This window comes from Janthinobacterium amylolyticum (assembly GCF_051380655.1).
Classification (GTDB): domain Bacteria; phylum Pseudomonadota; class Gammaproteobacteria; order Burkholderiales; family Burkholderiaceae_D; genus Janthinobacterium.
Map to the genome: position 1 here is coordinate 263,098 of NZ_JBNYXL010000003.1, position 18,149 is coordinate 281,246.

General features: G+C 65.2%; 17 protein-coding genes. 13 read left to right on the plus strand and 4 right to left on the minus strand.

The genetic code is table 11. From position 1 onward, the window contains the following. Position 1 precedes the first annotated feature (1 nt). Positions 2 to 1,645: an AAA family ATPase gene (locus tag ACQ4WR_RS07765; protein ID WP_436486425.1), complete on the minus strand. Its 1,644-nt coding sequence runs from the start codon at positions 1,643 to 1,645 to the stop codon at positions 2 to 4. A 70-nt stretch (positions 1,646 to 1,715) separates the two neighbouring features. Then, entirely contained in the window at positions 1,716 to 2,255 is a 540-nt protein-coding gene (locus tag ACQ4WR_RS07770) for a hypothetical protein (RefSeq protein WP_436486426.1), read from the minus strand. A 406-nt stretch (positions 2,256 to 2,661) separates the two neighbouring features. Here ACQ4WR_RS07770 and ACQ4WR_RS07775 point away from each other — a divergent pair, with 406 nt between their 5' ends. Then, positions 2,662 to 2,946, plus strand: coding sequence for a hypothetical protein (locus tag ACQ4WR_RS07775; protein ID WP_436486427.1), 285 nt, complete (start codon positions 2,662 to 2,664; stop codon positions 2,944 to 2,946). Between the two features lie 48 nt (positions 2,947 to 2,994). On the opposite strand, the gene ACQ4WR_RS07780 is transcribed toward ACQ4WR_RS07775, so the two are convergent. Next, on the minus strand, positions 2,995 to 3,279 hold the full coding sequence (locus ACQ4WR_RS07780) for a hypothetical protein (protein WP_180979476.1): 285 nt from the start codon (positions 3,277 to 3,279) through the stop codon (positions 2,995 to 2,997). Between the two features lie 352 nt (positions 3,280 to 3,631). Here ACQ4WR_RS07780 and ACQ4WR_RS07785 point away from each other — a divergent pair, with 352 nt between their 5' ends. The 12 genes from ACQ4WR_RS07785 (at position 3,632) to ACQ4WR_RS07840 (ending at position 16,929) form a co-directional block, all read left to right on the plus strand. Continuing rightward, positions 3,632 to 4,513 carry a glucosamine kinase nucleotide-binding domain-containing protein gene (locus tag ACQ4WR_RS07785; protein WP_436486429.1) on the plus strand — a complete coding sequence of 294 codons (882 nt, stop codon included), beginning with the start codon at positions 3,632 to 3,634 and terminating at the stop codon, positions 4,511 to 4,513. Next, positions 4,507 to 5,241 carry a GntR family transcriptional regulator gene (locus ACQ4WR_RS07790; RefSeq protein WP_070282815.1) on the plus strand — a complete coding sequence of 245 codons (735 nt, stop codon included), beginning with the start codon at positions 4,507 to 4,509 and terminating at the stop codon, positions 5,239 to 5,241. Before ACQ4WR_RS07785 ends, ACQ4WR_RS07790 begins: the two co-directional genes overlap by 7 nt. After that, positions 5,238 to 6,350, plus strand: coding sequence for an N-acetylglucosamine-6-phosphate deacetylase (gene nagA, locus ACQ4WR_RS07795; RefSeq protein WP_102296297.1), 1,113 nt, complete (start codon positions 5,238 to 5,240; stop codon positions 6,348 to 6,350). Before ACQ4WR_RS07790 ends, nagA begins: the two co-directional genes overlap by 4 nt. Then, positions 6,340 to 7,353, plus strand: coding sequence for an SIS domain-containing protein (locus ACQ4WR_RS07800; RefSeq protein WP_102296295.1), 1,014 nt, complete (start codon positions 6,340 to 6,342; stop codon positions 7,351 to 7,353). The genes nagA and ACQ4WR_RS07800 overlap by 11 nt, the downstream gene beginning before the upstream one ends. 135 nt (positions 7,354 to 7,488) lie before the next feature. Beyond that, positions 7,489 to 8,748 (plus strand): ABC transporter substrate-binding protein, encoded by a 1,260-nt coding sequence (locus ACQ4WR_RS07805; protein ID WP_102296294.1) that lies wholly within the window; start codon positions 7,489 to 7,491, stop codon positions 8,746 to 8,748. Positions 8,749 to 8,755: 7 nt separating this feature from the next. Further along, the gene (locus ACQ4WR_RS07810; RefSeq protein WP_102296292.1) at positions 8,756 to 9,625 is read left to right on the plus strand and encodes a carbohydrate ABC transporter permease; all 870 of its coding nucleotides are present in this window, start codon (positions 8,756 to 8,758) and stop codon (positions 9,623 to 9,625) included. 13 nt (positions 9,626 to 9,638) lie between these two features. Beyond that, positions 9,639 to 10,487: a carbohydrate ABC transporter permease gene (locus tag ACQ4WR_RS07815; protein ID WP_102296305.1), complete on the plus strand. Its 849-nt coding sequence runs from the start codon at positions 9,639 to 9,641 to the stop codon at positions 10,485 to 10,487. Continuing rightward, positions 10,484 to 11,581, plus strand: coding sequence for a glycoside hydrolase family 3 N-terminal domain-containing protein (locus ACQ4WR_RS07820; RefSeq protein WP_436486433.1), 1,098 nt, complete (start codon positions 10,484 to 10,486; stop codon positions 11,579 to 11,581). Before ACQ4WR_RS07815 ends, ACQ4WR_RS07820 begins: the two co-directional genes overlap by 4 nt. Positions 11,582 to 11,651: 70 nt before the next feature. Further along, positions 11,652 to 13,001: an MFS transporter gene (locus ACQ4WR_RS07825; protein ID WP_102295278.1), complete on the plus strand. Its 1,350-nt coding sequence runs from the start codon at positions 11,652 to 11,654 to the stop codon at positions 12,999 to 13,001. 14 nt (positions 13,002 to 13,015) lie between these two features. Then, positions 13,016 to 14,161, plus strand: a complete 1,146-nt coding sequence (locus ACQ4WR_RS07830) for an ABC transporter ATP-binding protein (protein WP_436486435.1) — start codon at positions 13,016 to 13,018, stop codon at positions 14,159 to 14,161. 160 nt (positions 14,162 to 14,321) lie between these two features. Next, positions 14,322 to 15,641 (plus strand): tetratricopeptide repeat protein, encoded by a 1,320-nt coding sequence (locus ACQ4WR_RS07835; RefSeq protein ID WP_102295274.1) that lies wholly within the window; start codon positions 14,322 to 14,324, stop codon positions 15,639 to 15,641. Positions 15,642 to 15,720: 79 nt separating this feature from the next. Then, positions 15,721 to 16,929, plus strand: a complete 1,209-nt coding sequence (locus ACQ4WR_RS07840; protein WP_436486437.1) for a DUF5009 domain-containing protein — start codon at positions 15,721 to 15,723, stop codon at positions 16,927 to 16,929. Here the strand turns inward: ACQ4WR_RS07840 and ACQ4WR_RS07845 are convergent. Continuing rightward, positions 16,926 to 18,047, minus strand: coding sequence for an acyltransferase family protein (locus ACQ4WR_RS07845; RefSeq protein ID WP_436486439.1), 1,122 nt, complete (start codon positions 18,045 to 18,047; stop codon positions 16,926 to 16,928). The genes ACQ4WR_RS07840 and ACQ4WR_RS07845 overlap by 4 nt on opposite strands. Positions 18,048 to 18,149 lie beyond the last annotated feature (102 nt).

Below are 18,149 nucleotides of genomic sequence, written 5' to 3' on the forward strand. Positions count from 1 at the left end.
CTTATTTCCCTGCCACCATCGCCGTCGCGGCAGGCGCTGCCACGGCTGGAGCGGCGCCGGACAGGCGCGGCTCCGAGTTGTCGCCCAGTTGCATCAGGCGCATGAACGTTTTCGGTCCCGCCAGGCCATCGGCCTTCAGGTTCTGGCTGTGCTGGAAGTCGCGCAACAGCTTTTGCATCTCGGCATCGAGCGGCTGGTTCGGTTGCGGCGCGGGCACGCCGTGCAGTTGCGCCAGGCGCTGCCCCAGCCAGTCGACGTCGGCGCCCCGGGCGCCCACCGGTACCTCGTCGCGCCAGCTGCGCGGGGCGCGCCAGAACGTGGTGAAACCGCCGTCGCTGCGCTGCGCCACCTGCGCCAGCGGCAGCTGTTGCGCCTGGCCGCCGATATCCACGGTGGCCGTCTCGCCGCGCACCCGGGTCAGCAGCGCCAGCTGCTCCACGCCGGCCGCATCGCGCAGCGCCAGCATGGCTGGCCGGTCGAGCACGCGCAATTCGGCGACGCCGCCCCGGCTGGCGAGGCAGCGCAAGCCCGCCCGAGCAGCCGCCTGGCAGGCGTCGCCCTCAGGTAAATGTTCGCCCCACAGGGCGGCCAGCTGGCGCAGCACGGCGTTGCGGTCCGGCATCTTGGCAACGGCAGGCGCGGCCGCCGCTGCGGACTGCGGCGCCACCGTCGAGGCAGGCGCCTTTGCCCCGGGCGCCACGGCGGCCACGTGGGCCACGGCAGGCGCATGCGGCATGAAATGCCAGGCCAGCGCGGCCGTGACAACGGCGCCGGCCAGCACGCCGCCGGCCACCTGCGGCCAGCGCATGGCGCGCGCAGGCGCCGCAGATCCCTCTTCGGCAAATACTTCCTCGGCGGCGCGGCGCAGGATCTGGCGCGTCACCTGCGGCTGGTTTTCCACGTAGGCACCCAGCAGCGCACGGTCGCACAGCAGGTTGATGCGGCGCGGCACGCCCTTGCTCAAGGCGTGGATCTGCGCCATCAGGCGCGGCGCGAACGGCGTTTGCGCCGTGCTGCCCGCCACGGCCAGGCGGTGGTGGATGTAGCTGGCCGTCTCCGCAGCCGTCAGCGAACCCAGGTGGTAGCGGGCGATCACCCGCTGCGCCAGCTGCTCCAGCTCGGGGCGGGCCAGCATGGCGCGCAGTTCCGGCTGGCCGATGAGGATGATCTGCAGCAGCTTGCGCTCGCTTGTTTCCAGGTTGGTCAGCAGGCGCAGCTGCTCCAGCACGGCGGCCGACAGGTTCTGCGCCTCGTCGATGATCAGCACGTTGTTCTTGCCCTGCGCATGGCTGGCCAGCAGGTAGGCGTTGATGGCGTCGACATAGCCTTTCACGCTGGCCACGCCGGGCGCCAGGGCGATGCGGAATTCCTCGCAGATCGAATGCAGCAATTCTTCGACGGAAAGTTTCGGATTGAAAATATAGGCCAGCTGGCAATTCGCAGGAATCTGCTCCATGAAGCAGCGGCACACGGTGGTCTTGCCGGCGCCGATCTCGCCCGTCAGCAGCACGAAGCCGCCGCCGCTACCCACGCCATACAGCAGGTGTGCAAGCGCCTCCCGGTGGCGTTCGCTCATGTACAGATAACGGGGATCGGGGGCGATCGAAAACGGCGATTGCTTGAGCTGAAAATAATGCGTGTACATGGAGACCCTGCGGTGAAACGATCAAAATGCGCTGCGGCAAACTGCTTCGGCAAGCCAGCGGATCAGCGGCTCAGCGGGTTTGCGCGGGCGGCAACGGCTTGTATTTGGCGCAATAGACTTTAGCCTTGCTGCGGAAGTAGACGATTTTACTGCCAGGCAGCGAACCACGGACAGGAAAGGCGGAATTATCGAGTTTGTTGAACCGCAGGCCTGACGCGCTGCGGATGGCCGGCTCCAGCTTTTCCGGCGTCGTGTCCGCCACCACGCCCATGAAGACGAGGGGACTGGTGTCGTCGCTGACGATCACATCGGTAATGGGCGCACCCCACAGGCTGGCATCCGTGCGGAACCAGTAGGCGCCCCCTTCGTGCTTGTAGGCGGGACCGAAGGCCGTCAGCAGATAGGCATAGAACGCCTTGTTGTCGATCTGGTCGACGCACAGCACGGCATTGCCCACCACCTGGCCAAACGTGGACGGCGGCGGCTTTTGCTGCGCCAGCACGCCGGACACGGGCGCGACAAAGGCCAGGCTGGCGACGGCGGCCAGCAGGACCGGCGCGCGCCATGCATGCGGCGAGCGCGGCGGCAGCAAGGGGCGGCGGGCCAGCATGATCAGCGCTTGCGCTCTTCTTTCTTGACCTTTTTCGCTTCCTTCTTTTCCTTCATGGTCTTGGCCGGTTCCTTCTTGGCTTCTTTCTTGCTGTCCTGTGCCTTGCTCATTGTCGACTCCATGCCTGGGCGGGAATGCCGCAACCATTATGACACCGCCCCATGAAAATGCCACGTCATTTCCCTGGTGCAATGAAGCGGACCCGGCCGATCATGCCGCGCATGTGCTTATCTGTAAAAAGACGTTTGCATTTTCAATTGATTGTGTTTTAATACACGCAATTTATAAAAACATATCTTTTCAGTGGCGGCTTGCCGCGCTGAAACTGCCAAACGACTGGGGACAGGACGTGGACCGGCATGCGCCGCGCCATGCGTATTCAAATGTAGCCCTGGACAATGATTACATGATGAGAACAATGATCCTGCTGGGCGCGGCCCTGGCGATCTGCACCACCGGGCATGCCGTAGCGTCAACGGGTACGGGTACGCACGCGGCCGCCGCGCCGCCAGCCTACGCGGCGCCTGCCGGCTCCGGTTTTCGCCAGGCAAGTTTTCGCCCGCCCCGCAGCAGCCTGCGCACGCGCCTGCCGCACGAACCGAGCACCTATTCCCTGCTGCTGGTGGCAATGGGATTGCTGAGCCTGCGCATGCGCACCCGCGTCCACAGCGAAAAATTCACGCCCCAATAAGAAAACGGCCGCGCAAGGCGGCCGTTCCAGTCTTACGTCAGTGCCAGATCAATGCAGGCACAGGCGGCGGCGGGTCTTTTCGATCAGCGCCGCATCATACGGGTACAGGTTCTCGATAAAGAACAATTCCGTTTCCGCCTCATCTTCCAGGCACATCTCAATCATGACCGGGCCGTCGCTTTCGCGGCCCAGGAAATCCTTCGGCCAGCGGTTCTTGCGGTGCGTGCGCATCAGTTCCATGCCCAGCGCGGCCAGCGGCGCCGACACGCCGGCGGCCAGCGCCTCTTGCTGCCAGTCGTCCCAGTACGCGCTCTTTGCTGCCTTGTCGTTCATGATGCTCTTCCAACTCTGGTGTAAAAGGCGGACTGTACTCTTGATGGCTGGCCTTGCCAAGCATGCGCAGAAGCAACATCGCATGGCCAGCCGCGTACCAGTGGCGAAAAATTGGCATTAAACAAGGCCAATTTCAATACCATTCGCGACACACAAAATTTCCTTTAATAACAAACACTTGGCAATATGCCCTCGGGTATGCCGTAGCATTCCCAAGTCCAATTATTAATACCACTTAAATACCTGTTGACAAGCCATCGAGGCAACAATATAGTGCCTTCAGCTTTTTCGCCGCCCGACAAATAAAAAAACCGAGACAGGCGCAATCAACCATAAGCCGGACTGCATAACCATGATCGAATACATAATCGGCGTCGACGGCGGGGGCAGCGGCACCCGCGTCCGCGTGGCACGCCCTGACGGCCAGGAACTGGCGCAGGGACAAAGCGGCCCTTCCGGCCTGGCGCACGGCATCGAACGCGCCTGGACTTCCGTGGCGCATGCCGTCACCCTGGCCTTCCGCGCGGCCGACCTGGAACAGCCCGCCCTGCAGCGCATGGCCATCGGCCTGGGCCTGGCCGGCGTGCACAACAAGCAGTGGGCCGCCAGCTTCATCGAACACAATCCCGGCTATGCCCACGTGGCGCTCGAATCGGATGCGCTGACCACCCTGCTGGGCGCCCATTGCGGCAAGCCGGGCGCCATCGTGGCCATCGGCACGGGCAGCGTGGGCGAAGTGCTGCACGCCGACGGCAGCCGCCATGAAGTGGGCGGCTGGGGCTTCCCTTCCGGCGACGAAGCGGGCGGCGCCTGGATCGGCATGCGCGCCATCAACCATACGCAGCAAGTGGTCGACGGCCGCGTGCCCGGCAGCGCCTTCGCCACGGCCATCATCCACGCCTGCGGCGGCCACCGCGACGCCATGCAGGTGTGGCTGGCCGCCGCCAGCCAGACCACCTATGCGCAGCTGGCGCGCCTGGTGCTGGAACACGCGGCCAGCAATACGGTGGCACGCGCCATCCTGGCCGAGGCAGGGCAGCAGATCGCCCTGATCGCCAGGGCGCTCGACCCGGCCGGCACCTTGCCGGTAGCCCTGTGCGGCGGCCTGGCCGCACCCTTGTCGGCCTACCTGCCGGCCGAACTGCTGCAACTGGTCGTGCCGGCACAGGGCGACTCGGCGGCAGGCGGCCTGCGCCTGATACGCAACCATTTAAGGGAGCCATCGCCATGCTAGCCAAACTGTCCGCCTTCAAGCCCAATCCCGCCAGCGACACGCCGCTCTACATGCAGCTGGCGAACATGCTGTCGGACGGCATCGCCAGCGGCGACTGGCGCGCCAACCAGGCCCTGCCCTCGGAGCGCGTGCTGTCGGATATCCTGGAAATTTCGCGCGTCACGGCGCGCAAGGCCATCGATATGCTGTGCGACCGGGGCATGCTGACGCGCAAGCGCGGCTCGGGCACCTACATCACGCCGAAACTGGAACAGCCGCTGTCGCGCCTGACCAGCTTTTCGGAAGAACTGCGCCAGCGCGGATTCACGGCCGGCTCACGCTGGCTGCAGCGCGACATCGGCGCCGCGGCGCCGCTGGAACTGCTGTCGCTGGGACTGTCGCCGCACATGCCGGTGGCGCGCCTGCGCCGCCTGCGCACGGCCGACGAAGTGGTGATGGCGATCGAGACCACCACCATACCCGCGCTGTACATGCCGGACCCGCAGCAAGTCACCGATTCGCTGTACGGCTACCTGGAGTCGCGCGGCACCATCCCGATGCGCGCGCTGCAGCATATCCGCGCCGTCAACGCCACGGCGGAACAGGCCAAGCTGGCCAACATCAAGACGGGTGAAGCCATGCTGCACATCACCCGTGTCAGTTATCTCGACAACGGCGCGGCGGTGGAACTGACCCACTCGTATTGCCGCAGTGATTATTATGAATTCGTAGCGGAGTCGCGCAGATGAGCAGCACTATCAAAGGCAATATCCTTACCCCTGGCGGCTGGATCCACGGCGCCATCGCCTTCGGCGAGCGCGTCGACAGCATCGAGGGCGCATCCCTCCATCCGTCGAACAACAGCGACGACTATATTTTGCCCGGCTTCATCGACCTGCACGTGCATGGCGGTGCCGGCAAGGACATCATGGAAGGCGGCGAAGCCGTCTACGCCATCGCCGCCATCCACGCGCGCCACGGCACCACCAGCCTGCTGGCCACCACCATGACGGCGCCACCGGAAGACATCGACATGGCATTGACGGCCATCGGCGCCGCCGCCAAGGACCGCCGCCCGAACACGGCGCGCGTGCTGGGCGCCCACCTGGAAGGCCCGTACATCAACTCCGGCAAGCTCGGTGCGCAGCCCAACTATGCGCGCGCCGCCACCCTGGCCGAGATCGAGCGCCTGCAAACCCTGGCCAAGCTGCGCGTCATCACCGTGGCGCCGGAAATCGCCGGCCACCTGGACCTGGTGCGCGCCCTGGCCGACGCCGGCGTGCGCGTGCAGATCGGCCACACGCTCGGTTCCTATGAAGACGGCGTGGCCGCGCTGGAACACGGCGCCATGGGCTTCACGCATCTGTTCAACGCCATGAGCGGCCTGCACCACCGCGAACCCGGCATGGTCGGCGCCGCCCTGGCGCACGCCGAATATGCCGAACTGATCCCCGACCTGCTGCACGTGCACCCGGGCGCCATCAAGGTAGCGCTGCGCGCCATCCCGCGCCTGTACTGCGTCACCGATTCGACCGCCGCCACCGGCATGCCGGACGGCGAATACATGCTGGGCCGCCACGCCGTGCAGAAATGCATGGGCGGCGTGCGCCTGCCCGACGGCACACTGGCCGGCAGCACCCTGACCCTGGACCAGGCGCTGCGCAACCTGGTGGGACTGGGACTGGACCTGGCCGACGCGTCCAAGCGCGTGTCGACCAACGCCGCCGATTACCTGGGCCTGGAAGAACGTGGCCGGCTGGCCCCCGGTACTTACGCCGATCTGGTTGTACTCGACCGCGATCTCAAACTCAAAGCTGTGTATATAGAAGGAGAAATCTGTGACCTCAATGATGCTTAAAGAAGCCATTTCCGCCGCCGAATGCGTCGCCCTGCAACTGGCCAGCGACACGGAACGCTACGCGGAACTGGGCCGCAAATTGAGGAGCACCTCGTTCTCGACCGCGCTGACCATCGCGCGCGGCAGCTCGGACCACGCCTGCAACTACGTCGCCTACCTGATCATGGCGCGCCTGGGCCGCGTCGTCGCGTCCTTGCCGATGTCGCTGGTGACCCTGAACAAGTCGCCGCTGGTGACGCGCGATACCCTGGCCATCTCGATCTCGCAATCGGGCCAGAGCCCGGACGTGGTCGAACCGATCCGCTACTTCCGCGACGGCGGCGCCACCACCGTGGCCCTGGTCAACGATATCGATTCGCCGCTGGCGCACGCCGCCGAGTGGGCCATGCCCCTGCGCGCCGGCAAGGAACAAAGCGTCGCCGCGACGAAAAGCTTCATCACCAGCCTGGTCGCCGGCGCGCGCATGGTGGCCCAGTGGCAGAACGATCCCGAGCTGCAGGCCGGCCTGGAAGCGCTGCCCGAAGCGCTGCTCGAAGCGACCCGCGTCGACTGGTCGCCCGCCATCGACGTGCTGGCCCCGGCCCGCAATATCATGGTCGTCGGCCGTGGCATCAGCTTCCCCGTGGCGCTGGAATCGGCATTGAAATTCAAGGAAACCTCGGCCCTGCAGGCAGAGGCCTTCAGCGGCGCGGAAATCAAGCACGGCCCGATGGCGCTGATCGAAGACGGCTATCCGCTGCTGATCTTCGCCACGCGCGGCCCGACCCAGGCCGGCCTGCTGCAGCTGGCCACGGAAATGCGCGGCCGCGGCGCCAAGGTCCTGCTGGCCGCGCCAGCCGACGTGGCCGAGCGCGACCTGACCCTGCCCGTGGCGGCCACGCCGGATCTCGATCCGATCGTTGCCATCCAGTCCTTCTACGTGATGGCGGCAAAACTGTCGGCCGCGCGCGGCATGGATCCGGATGCGCCACGCCACCTGAGCAAGGTCACGAAGACCAACTAGGCAAGCAGCACCTGGCAGCCCCGGCCCCGGCACGGGACGGGGCTGCCGATAGCAAATACGAATATAAGCGACGGCAAGGGCATGTACCCGCGCCGCGGACTCATGGACATTGGGGCGCTACGCTCCAGGATAAAAATGACGATCAAGAGACTGTTGGCGGTGTTTGCCTGCGCGAGCCTGTTCGCGCCACAGGCATGCGCTGTCGAAAAAATCGAATTCTGGACCTTCAGCATGAAGCCCAAGTTCACGCCGTATTTCAATGCGGTGGTGGCGCGCTATGAGGCGCAGAATCCCGACGTCAAGATCGAGTGGATCGACTTCCCCTGGGACGTCATCCAGACCAAGCTGGTCACGCGCATCGTGGCCGGCACGCCGCCCGCGCTGGTCAGCCTGAACGTGCCCTGGGCCGACGAATATGCGCGCGACGGCCTGCTCACGCCCGTCGACGCCTTGCTTGGCGAAGCGCGCGCCAGCTACCTACCCAGCGCCCTGGAAGACTTGCGCTTCAAGGGCCGCACGTATGGCTTCCCCATGTACAGCAATGTCGCGGTGATCGCCTTCAATACCGCCATTTTCAAGCAGGCGGGCCTGTCGCGCGGCCCCACCAGCCTGGATGAACAGCTGGCCTTCGCGCGCCAGATCGCACAGCGGACGGGCAAGGCCGGCATCGCCCCCGCCCTCTCCAAGATCGATGGCCTGTTCATGCAGCAGGGCCTGGCCGTGATCGCCAACAACCGGGCCGTCTTCAATTCGCCGCAGCACGTGGCGCTGGTGCAGAAACTCGCCGATACCTACAAGGTTGGCGGCCTGCTGAAGGAAAGCCTGTTCGCCGAAGATAACTTCCCCGCCGTGATCGACGCCTACAAGGGCGGGCGCCTGGGCATGCTGCTGGCGCCGCCGACGGCCATGCAGCGCATCCGCAGCGACGCGAAGGACATCTACGCCATCACCGACGTGGCGCCCGCGCCACTGGGCCCCACCGGCATCGCCGACGGCGGCTGGCTGGTGCACTTCGCCATTCCGAAAGGCGTGTCGATGCGCCTGCTGCCCTCGGTGGGCAAGTTCGCGCGCTTCCTGACGGGCGATGAAAACCAGCTGGCGTTCGCGCGCCAGGCCAGCGTCTTCCCGACCACCATCAAGGCGGCCGCCGACCCGTTCTTCCTGTCCACGCCGAAGCACGCGGGCGCGGCCGAAAAAGCCGTGGCCGCCGGCGCCATGTCGATGAACCACTCGCGCACCCTGTACGTGGCCGGCATCGACGATTACGACGAACTGCGCCGCTCGCTGGTAAAAGCCGTCGAGGCAGGCGTCACGGGCAAGCAGGATGTCAGGCAGGCGCTGGACCAGGCCGTCGCCATCTGGAACAAGAAGCTGGCCACCCTGCCGCGCCACTGAGGACACCATGAAACTTGCTCACCGCCACAGCCTGCAAGCCTGGCTGTTCCTGACCCCGGCCCTGCTGCTGCTGGCCGCCTTTTCCTTCTGGCCCGTCGGCTATGGTTCCGTGCTGGCCTTTACCGACTACAGCCTGATACGCGAGACGCGCTTCGTCGGCCTGGATAATTTCCGCTACATCTTCAATAACGAGATGTTCGTCTCGGGCCTGAAAAACTCGCTGATGTTTTTGCTGATGGTGCCCTTCGTGCAGATCGGCGCCATCACCCTGGCCGTGCTGGTCAACAACCGCCTGCCCGGCATCCGCTTGTTCCGCGCCGCCTTCTACGTGCCGGTGGTGACCACCGTGTCCGTGGTCGGCATCATGTGGGGCTTCATGTTCCACGAGCAGGGCGCGCTGAACTACGTGATGATGACGTTGAAGCTGGTGAATGCGCCCGTCGGCTGGCTGTCGAACGACAGCCTGGCCCTGTTTGCCGTGATGTTCGTCACCCTGTGGCGCGGCCTGGGCTGGTACATGGTGATGTACCTGGCGGCGCTGCAATCGATCCCGTCGGACATGCAGGAAGCGGCCATGCTCGATGGCGCCAGCCGCTGGCAGCGTTTCTGGAAAATCACCGTGCCGATGCTGCGCCCGACCATCATGCTGTGCTCCATCCTGTCCGTGCTGGCGGCCTTGAAGGCCTACCAGGAAGTCGACGTGCTGACCCAGGGCGGTCCGATGAACTCCACCTTCACGGCGCTGTACTACGCCTATGACCAGGGTCTCAAACACTTGAAACTGCCGCGCGCGCTGGCGGCCAGCTTCGTCGTCTCGCTGTTCTGCATCGGCATCGCCCTGCTGTGCCTGCGCTACCTGAAACCCAAGCACCGCTGATAAGGGAATGACCATGACCACCCGTTCCCGCCCGTTCAAGAGCCGCCTGCGGCGCATCGGCCAGCATGCCGGCCACTACGCCGTGCTGTGCGCCATCGCCGTCGTCTGCGTCTTCCCGTTCTGGTGGACGCTGGTGACGGCCATTTCCACGGAAGGCAATATCTTCGCCTTCCCGCCCACCTTCTGGCCCAAGGCCCCTTCGTTTGAAAACTTCATCGAAGTATTCAACGCGATTCCCATCTGGTCGTTCTTCAAGAACTCCGTGCTGATCGCCGTGTTCACCGTCTTCTGGAAACTGCTGCTGTGCTCACTGGCAGCGTATCCGCTGGCGCGCCTGAAATTTCGCGGCCGCAAACTCGTGTTCGGCCTGATCCTCGCCACCCTGGTGCTGCCGTCGGAAGTGAACTTCCTCGTCAACTTCATCACCATCACGCAAATGAGCCTGGTCGATACCTACACGGGCGTGATCCTGCCCAACGTGGTGACGGCCGTGGCCATTTTGCTGCTCAAGCAGGCGTTCGAGGAAGTGCCGCAAGACCTGATCGATGCGGCGCGCGTCGATGGCGCGTCCGAGTGGATCATCTTCAGCCGCATCATGCTGCCGCTGATCACGCCGTGGCTGGCCACCGTCGGCATCCTGACGGCCGTCGAATCGTGGAATGAATACATCTGGCCCTCCATCGTCATGAGCAAGCCCGATGAATTTCCCCTCTCGGTGGGCGTGCTGTATTTGCGCGGCACCTTCGGCAGCAGCACCCGCGTGATCGCCGCCGGCACCCTGATCACCATCGTGCCGACCCTGCTGGCGTTCCTGTTCACCCAGCGCTTCTTCATGCGCGGCATGGACGGCGCCGTCAAATGAGCGCCGCCATCGCCACCGACCTGCGCCTGCTGGCCGGCCAGCTGCTGATGACGGGCGTCGCCGGCACCGAGCTCGATGCGGCCACGGCGCAGTGGCTGCACGAGAGCGGCATCCGCGCCGTGTGCCTGCGCGCAGACAACATCGCCGACAAGGCGCAGCTGCTGCGCCTTACCTCCGCGCTGCAGCGCGTGCTGGGCGCGCAGGCGCTGATCGCCATCGACACGGCCGGCGCGCCATCGAACTGCCCGGCCTGGCTGGCCAAGCCGCCCACGGCCATGGCCCTGTGCGCCGAAGGCGACGCCAGCCTGGCCTACGGCACGGGCGCCTGCGTGGCGCGCGCGCTGCGCTCGCTGGGCATCAACTGGCACCTGGCGCCGCTGCTGAACCTGGCGCCGTCCGGCGGCGCTGCCGCCGCAGCGGGCGCGCAACATGCGTTCGGCGGCGACCCGACGCATGCGGCGGCGATGGCGATGGCCTGGATGGCCGGCAGCCAGTCCGAAGGCGTGGCCTGCTGCGCGCGCCTGTTCATGCCCGGCGATGCCGCGGCCCTGCCGGAAGCGGCCTTGCCCACCGTCGCCAAGAGCCGTGCGCAGCTGGAAGAATATGATTTCGTGCCGTTCCGCCAGGCCACCGCGCAAGCGGCATCGATGATGAGCGCGCACGTGGTGTACCCGGCCCTGGATGCCGAGCTGCCCGCCAGCCTGTCGCCGCGCGTGATGCAGGGACTGGTGCGCGAGCAGTGGCGCTTCGACGGCATCCTCATCAGCGATGGCCTGGACACGGCATCCGTGCGGGAACGCCACATGGCGGGCCAGATCGCCCTGCGCAGCGTGACCGCCGGCAGCGACATGGCCATGGTGCTCGAGCGCCCCGCCGCCGTGGCCGCGCTCGACGCCCTGGCCGGCGCGCTGGCTTCCGGCGACCTGCCACTGCAGGCGGCGGGCACGCGGCTGGCGCGCCTGGCCGCACACGCGCGGCGCTACCCGGCCAAGGCCGAGCCCCACGCCCAGCATTACGTGCAGGAGGCGGCCGACCGCATCATCCTGGCCGAAGGCTGGCGCCGCTGCAGGGCGGCGCTGGCGCGGCAACCTTGACGAACAATCGCATGCATAACAGCCGTACCTTCGCCATCGCCAGATGGCGCCATCACCCGAGGAAGTGTTCATGAACGACAAGAGCAGCAATAACAGCCAGCGCGCCCGCAGCCCGATCACCTGGGTGCCCACGCTGTACTTCGCCCAGGGCCTGCCGTTTTACGCGGTGGCCCTGGTGGCCGGCCTGATGTTCAAGAGCCTGGGCGTGCCGAACGACCAGATCGCCCGCTGGACGGGACTGATCGGCTTTGCCTGGGTCTTCAAGTCGCTGTGGAGTCCCTTCCTGGAGCTGGCGTCAAGCAAGAAGACCATGGTGGTGCTGTTCCAGTTCCTCGGTGGCCTGAGCCTGGGCCTGATCGCGCTGGCCCTGCACACCCCGCTGTGGTTCGCCGCCTGCATCGCCGTGCTGTTTGTCGCCGCGCTGGCGTCGTCGACACACGACATCGTCTGCGACGGCCTGTATATCGCCAGCCTGTCCGCCAAGCAGCAGGCGGCCTATGCGGGCTGGCAGGGCGCCTTCTTCAATGCCGGCAAGTTCATCTCGCTGGGCGGCCTGGTGATCCTGGCAGGCTACCTGGAAGACCATATCGGCAAGCAGCAGGCATGGTCGGTGATCTTCCTGATCATCGGCGCCATCATGCTGTCGCTGGCCGCGTATCACCTGTGGGCCTTGCCGCAGGTGCGCAACGCCGCCGTGGCCGACAAGAGCGTGGCCGGCATCAGCCGCACGCTGTGGGACGTGCTGGTCGACTTCCTGAAAAAACCCGGCATCTGGGGCATGATCGCCTTCATCATCCTGTTCCGCGCCGGCGAGGCGCAAGTGCAGACCATCGGCCCGCTGTTCCTGCGCGAAGCGCGCGAACTGGGCGGCCTGGGCCTGTCGACGACGGAAGTGGGCGCCGTCTACGGCACGGCTGGCACCGTCGCGTTCCTGCTGGGCAGCATCGGCGGCGGCTACTTCACCTCCTGGCTGGGCCTCAAGCGCGCCATGTTCTTCCTGATCCTGGCCATGAACTTGCCGAACCTGGTGTTCTATTACCTGAGCCACAGCATGCCAACCGACCTGGCCCTGATCACGGCCGCGCTCAGCGTGGAAATGTTCGGCTATGGTTTCGGCTTCGTCGGCCTGATCCTGTACATGATGCAGGTGGTCTCCGTCGGCAAATACCAGACGGCCCACTATGCGTTCGCCACCGGCGTGATGCAGCTCGGTTCCGTGCTGTTCAAGATGATCAGCGGCGACGTGCAGATGGCGCTAGGCTACAAGAATTTCTTCCTGTGGGTGCTGGTGTCGGCCATCCCCGTGCTGGTGCTGTCGCGCTTCATCCGCGTCGGGCCGAAGGAGGATGCCGACCAACCTGACCTGGGCAAGGCCGAAGCCAAGACCGGGTCGCCACAGGCGCCAGCCAGCGCCAGCTAGGATAGAAACACCACATGGCCCATATCGTCTTAAAGAATATCGTCAAGCTGTACGACGACAAGCACCCTGTCATTCACGGCATCGATCTCGATATCCGCGACGGCGAATTCGTCGTCTTCGTCGGCCCGTCCGGCTGCGGCAAGTCGACCCTGCTGCGCATGATCGCCGGCCTGGAAGACATCACGGACGGCGAGCTGCATATCGGCGGCCAGCTGGCCAACGACATCGCGCCGGCCGAGCGGGGCCTGGCCATGGTCTTCCAGAGCTACGCCCTGTATCCGCACATGACGGTGTTCGAGAACATGGCCTTCGCCCTCTCCCTGGCAGGACATAAAAAAGCCGAGGTGCGCGCCGCCGTCGAACGCGCGGCCGAGATTTTGCAGATCACGCCCCTGTTGCAGCGCAAGCCCAAGGACCTGTCGGGCGGCCAGCGCCAGCGCGTGGCCATCGGCCGCGCCATCGTGCGCAAGCCGCAGGTCTTCCTGTTCGACGAGCCGCTGTCGAACCTGGACGCGTCCCTGCGCGTGCAGATGCGCGTGGAAATCTCGCGCCTGCACCAGGAACTCAAGACCACCATGATCTATGTCACGCACGACCAGGTCGAAGCCATGACCCTGGGCGAGCGCATCGTCGTCTTCAATGGCGGGCGCATCGAGCAGGTGGGCACGCCGCACGCGCTGTACAACAACCCCGGCAACCTGTTCGTCGCCGGCTTCCTCGGCGCGCCGAAGATGAATTTCATCGCCTGCGAGGCTGTCGCCTGCGGGCCTGGTTCGGTGTCCGTGCGCCTGCCGGGCGGCAGCGTGCTCGATGTCGACGCGCAGGGCGCCAAGGTGGCGCCGGGCGACCGGCTGACACTGGGCGTGCGCGCCGAGCATGTCAGCCTGCACGGCGGCGGCACAGCGGACAATAACGTGGTCGAGGCGGCCGTCAGCCATGTGGAATACCTGGGCGACGTGGCCATCGTCTACGCCAGCATGCCGGGCGTGGCCGGGATGCTGACCGAGATGCTGGCCGTCAAGCTGCCGGCCGGCGACGGCCTGCGCCAGGCGGGCGACGCCCTGCGCCTGCACTTGCCGCCCGCGCATTGCCTGCTGTTCGATGCGGCGGGCCAGGCGCTGGCGCGCACGTTTGGCGCTCCAGCCCAGCCGTTTATGTGACAATAGCCGTTGTTTACCATGCTGCCGCCCTTTGACTTGTGCGGTCAGGATGGCAGAATACGTGTTTTTTAAGATTCCCTGCCCCCGGCAAATGCCGCCGCGCGCTGTTGCGGCAACCAGTACCGGGGGCGTATTTTTGTTATTGATTGAAGGATAACCCATGTCCCAATTCCGTCTTGCACGTCTTAGCCTGCTCCTGGCCGCCATCGGCCTGAACGTCCTGCCAGCCCTGTCGCACGCCCAGGATGCCAAGCCTGCCGCCCCGGCTGCCGGTGCGCCTGCCGCTGCCCCAGCCGATACGGTGCGCCCTGAAATCTTCAAGCTGCTCGATCCGGCCGCCGTCAAGGCGTCGATGGATGCCAAGAACTACGCCGACGTGCAAAGCCGCATCGACCAGGCCGCCGCCACGCCGGCGCTGACGCCCTACGAATTGTTCGTGATCAACCGCCTGCGCGTGGCGCTGGCCTCGACCACCAACAATGCGCCCATGGCCATGACGGCACTCGAAGCGGTGATTGAATCGGGCAAGCTGGACAAGAAATCGCAAGGCGATTTCATCCAGGCGCTGGCCAACTACCACTACAACGCCAAGGATTACACGAACGCCATCAAGTGGTTCACCCGTTACCAAACGGATACTGGCGACGTGGCCAGCGTGCGTCCGTACATCATCCGCGCCTACTACTTCAACAATGATTTCGCGCGCGCCAAGCAGGAACTGATGAGCGACCTGACGGCCAAGCAAGCGGCCGGCAAGACGCCGACCATCGAAGAACTGCAATTGCTGGCCAACACGGGTTCGAAAAGCAAGGATCCGGCCACCTACCTGATCGCCATGGAAAACCTGGTGCGCTACTACCCGTCGGACGACTACTGGAGCGACCTGCTGGGCCGCGTGCAAAGCAAGGCCGGCTATTCCGACCGCTTCGCGCTGGACGTGCTGCGCCTGCAATTCAAGGCCGTCGGCACCATGCCGCCGCAGGATTACAGCGACATGGCTGAAATCGCCCTGCAAAATGCCTTCCCGACGGAAGCGAAAAAAGTGCTGGACGCCGGCTACGCCAAGGGCGTGCTGGGCACGGGCGCGAATGCCGCCAAGCACAAGCGCCTGCGCGACCAGGCCAACAAGGGCGCCGCCGATGATGCGAAGAGCATCGCCAGCGGTGAAGCATCGGCCATGAAGAGCAAGGACGGCACGGGCTTGATCAACCTGGGCTACGCCTACGTCACCATGGACCAGTTCGACAAAGGCATCGACCTGATCGAAAAAGGCATCGCCAAGGGCGGCCTGAAGCGTCCTGAAGATGCCAAGCTGCGCCTCGGCTATTCCTACGCCATGGCTGGCAAGAAAGATGAAGCCATCAAGATCCTGGAAACCGTCAAGGGCGGCGACGGCGTCGGCGACCTGGCCCGCTACTGGATCTTCTGGCTGAACCGTCCTGCCACGGCAGCGGCGGCACCGGCGGCAGCGGCACAGTAAGCCTTGCCTGCAACAGCCTAGCAAAGCGGTACCCGGTCAACGCCGGGGCCGCTTTTTTTTCGACCTTTTTCAGCCGCCCATGCCGCCAGCCGCCGCCTCCACCGCCACCAGCACCGCCGCCGAACGCCTGACCAGCCTGGATGCCTTCCGCGGCTGCGTGATCGTCGCCATGATCTGGGTCAACTACCTGGCCGGCATGCCCGCCATCCCCTACTGGCTCGAACACGCAGGCCCCGGCGCCGACGGCATCAGCGTGCCCGACCTGGTCTTCCCCGGCTTCCTGTTCATGCTCGGCATGGCCATCCCCCTGGCCCTGCAGCGCCACTGCGGCCAGGTCACGCCCGCCTTGCTGGGGCGCTTGCTGTGGCGTTCAGGCAGCCTGATGCTCGCTGGCGTCGTGCTGGCCAATGCCTACCGCTACGATGCGCAAGCCGCGCTGCTGCCGCGCGCCGCGTATTTCCTGCTGTTTTATGTGGCCATGATCCTGCTGTGGCGCCAGGGCGCGGGCAAGCGGGAACTGGCTGCGGGCGGCGTGCTGATGCTGTTCCTGCTGGCGGCTTTTCGGGGAGAACTGAATGCCGAGTTTTCCAGCCCCTGGCTGCAACCGTCGTGGTGGGGCATCCTCGGCATGATCGGCTGGGCCTACCTGCTGTGCAGCCTGCTGTACCTGGCATGCCGGGGCAGCAGCACGGCGCTGATGGGCGTGCTGGCCCTGCTGATCGTGCTGTACATGGGCGGCACGGCGGGCAGCCTGGACTTCCTGCCGGCACGCATCAACGCCTTCGTCAACGTGCCGCAAGTGCTCGGCTCGACGGCCGCCAATGTGCTGGCCGGCACTCTGGTGGGCCAGCTGTTCCTGCGCGGCGCCGCCTTGACACATGGCCAGAGGCTACGTTTCATGGCCTGGTTTGCGCTGGGACTGTTTGCCGCCGGCATGCTGCTGCGGCCGTATCACCACATCAACAAGATCGCGGCGACGGAATCGTATACGCTGGTCTGCAGCGCCATCATCCTGGCCCTGTTCCTCGTGTTTTACGTCGTCATCGATGTATGGCGCTGGCGCGCCTGGGCGGTGCCGCTGCTGCCGGCCGGTACCAATGCCCTGTTCGCCTACATCGTGCCCGACCTGTGGCAGCAACTGGCGGACATGCTGCACCTGCCGCGCTTCTGGTGGCCCTGCTGGGAAACGGGCGGCGCGGCCGGCCTGTGGAATGCCGCCGCCGTCACCGCCCTGATGCTGCTGTTGACCGCACTGGCGACCCGTTACGGCCTGAAGCTGAAGTTCTAGACCTTGATGTAGATTTTTCGCTTGTCCATGGCGTAGGCGATCAGCCAGCACAGCAGCATGAAGCTGACGGCAAACAGCAAGGAGCCCACGCGTGCCGGCGCCCAGCCCGTAAACCACTGCTGGTACAGCCACTGGTACAGGTTGACGCCGCCGATACGCACGGTAAAGGCGATGATCACCAGCACTTCCGACAGCAAATAGATGAACAAGGTGTTCTTGCCGAACACTTCAAAAAAGTAGGTCCAGCCCGTGATCTTGCGCACGTCGATGAGGAACATCAGCAGCGCCAGCAGCAGCAAGTCCAGGCCGATGCCGAGCATCACGTATGAGCTGGTCCACAGCTTTTTATTAATCGGAAACACCGCGTTCCAGCATAGGGCCACGGCCACGCAGATGACGCCGGCCACCACCAGCCGATACAGCGCGGAACGCAGCTGCGCCGGCGCCGTGCGGCGCAGGAAGCTGCCCGCCAGATAGCCTGCGATGACGTTGACCACCGAGGGCAAGGTGCCGAGTATCCCTTCCGGATCGAAGGCGATGCCTTCGCCGTGGTACACATGGCTGTCGCCCAGCAGCAGCAAATCCAGCTTGGCCGGCGCATTGCCGTGCAGGCTGTAGTCGCCCCAGTTTGCCAGGATGGCCCAATAGCCGAGCAGCGCGCAGGCGCTGAAGACGAGCGCGCCGCGCGTCTTCCAGTAATGCAGGATCAGGGCGGCGGCCAGGTAGCATACGGCGATGCGCTGCAGCACGCCCGGTATGCGCGTGTGCGACAGCGGCGACCAGGCGAACTGGCCCGCGTCATCGATCTTGAAGAACGGGAACCAGTACAGCAGGAAGCCAAGTAAAAAGATCAGCGCGCTGCGCTTGCACAGCTTGGCCAGCACGGCGCCGTGTCCCAGGTGTTCATACTTGCCCAGCGCGAACGCCAGCGCGTTGCCGACGACAAACAGGAAGCTGGGAAATACCAGATCCGTGAGGGTAAAGCCATGCCATTCGGCATGCAGGAAAGGGGCGTACACGCTGCCCCAGTCGCCGGGCGTATTGACGACGATCATCAGGGCGACGGTCAGGCCGCGCAGCACGTCAAGGGCGAGGTAGCGTTGGGAAGCAATAGTCATGGTCAAACAGTTCCAAATGAAAAAAGCAGGCCCACCGCTTGTGGCGGAAAGCCTGAAAAATGACGACGCCTGACGACACCGGCACTCGGCAATTTCGTCAGG

What these genes read in the sequence shown, in the direction of transcription:
- ACQ4WR_RS07770 (WP_436486426.1), bottom strand. Translation starts at nt 2,255, where the DNA reads ATGCTGGCCCGCCGCCCCTTGCTGCCGCCGCGCTCGCCGCATGCATGG.
- nagA (WP_102296297.1), top strand. Translation starts at nt 5,238, where the DNA reads ATGAGCAGCACTATCAAAGGCAATATCCTTACCCCTGGCGGCTGGATC.
- ACQ4WR_RS07785 (WP_436486429.1), top strand. Translation starts at nt 3,632, where the DNA reads ATGATCGAATACATAATCGGCGTCGACGGCGGGGGCAGCGGCACCCGC.
- ACQ4WR_RS07810 (WP_102296292.1), top strand. Translation starts at nt 8,756, where the DNA reads ATGAAACTTGCTCACCGCCACAGCCTGCAAGCCTGGCTGTTCCTGACC.
- ACQ4WR_RS07790 (WP_070282815.1), top strand. Translation starts at nt 4,507, where the DNA reads ATGCTAGCCAAACTGTCCGCCTTCAAGCCCAATCCCGCCAGCGACACG.
- ACQ4WR_RS07780 (WP_180979476.1), bottom strand. Translation starts at nt 3,279, where the DNA reads ATGAACGACAAGGCAGCAAAGAGCGCGTACTGGGACGACTGGCAGCAA.
- ACQ4WR_RS07815 (WP_102296305.1), top strand. Translation starts at nt 9,639, where the DNA reads ATGACCACCCGTTCCCGCCCGTTCAAGAGCCGCCTGCGGCGCATCGGC.
- ACQ4WR_RS07845 (WP_436486439.1), bottom strand. Translation starts at nt 18,047, where the DNA reads ATGACTATTGCTTCCCAACGCTACCTCGCCCTTGACGTGCTGCGCGGC.
- ACQ4WR_RS07830 (WP_436486435.1), top strand. Translation starts at nt 13,016, where the DNA reads ATGGCCCATATCGTCTTAAAGAATATCGTCAAGCTGTACGACGACAAG.
- ACQ4WR_RS07775 (WP_436486427.1), top strand. Translation starts at nt 2,662, where the DNA reads ATGATGAGAACAATGATCCTGCTGGGCGCGGCCCTGGCGATCTGCACC.
- ACQ4WR_RS07765 (WP_436486425.1), bottom strand. Translation starts at nt 1,645, where the DNA reads ATGTACACGCATTATTTTCAGCTCAAGCAATCGCCGTTTTCGATCGCC.
- ACQ4WR_RS07805 (WP_102296294.1), top strand. Translation starts at nt 7,489, where the DNA reads ATGACGATCAAGAGACTGTTGGCGGTGTTTGCCTGCGCGAGCCTGTTC.
- ACQ4WR_RS07800 (WP_102296295.1), top strand. Translation starts at nt 6,340, where the DNA reads ATGATGCTTAAAGAAGCCATTTCCGCCGCCGAATGCGTCGCCCTGCAA.
- ACQ4WR_RS07840 (WP_436486437.1), top strand. Translation starts at nt 15,721, where the DNA reads ATGCCGCCAGCCGCCGCCTCCACCGCCACCAGCACCGCCGCCGAACGC.
- ACQ4WR_RS07820 (WP_436486433.1), top strand. Translation starts at nt 10,484, where the DNA reads ATGAGCGCCGCCATCGCCACCGACCTGCGCCTGCTGGCCGGCCAGCTG.
- ACQ4WR_RS07835 (WP_102295274.1), top strand. Translation starts at nt 14,322, where the DNA reads ATGTCCCAATTCCGTCTTGCACGTCTTAGCCTGCTCCTGGCCGCCATC.
- ACQ4WR_RS07825 (WP_102295278.1), top strand. Translation starts at nt 11,652, where the DNA reads ATGAACGACAAGAGCAGCAATAACAGCCAGCGCGCCCGCAGCCCGATC.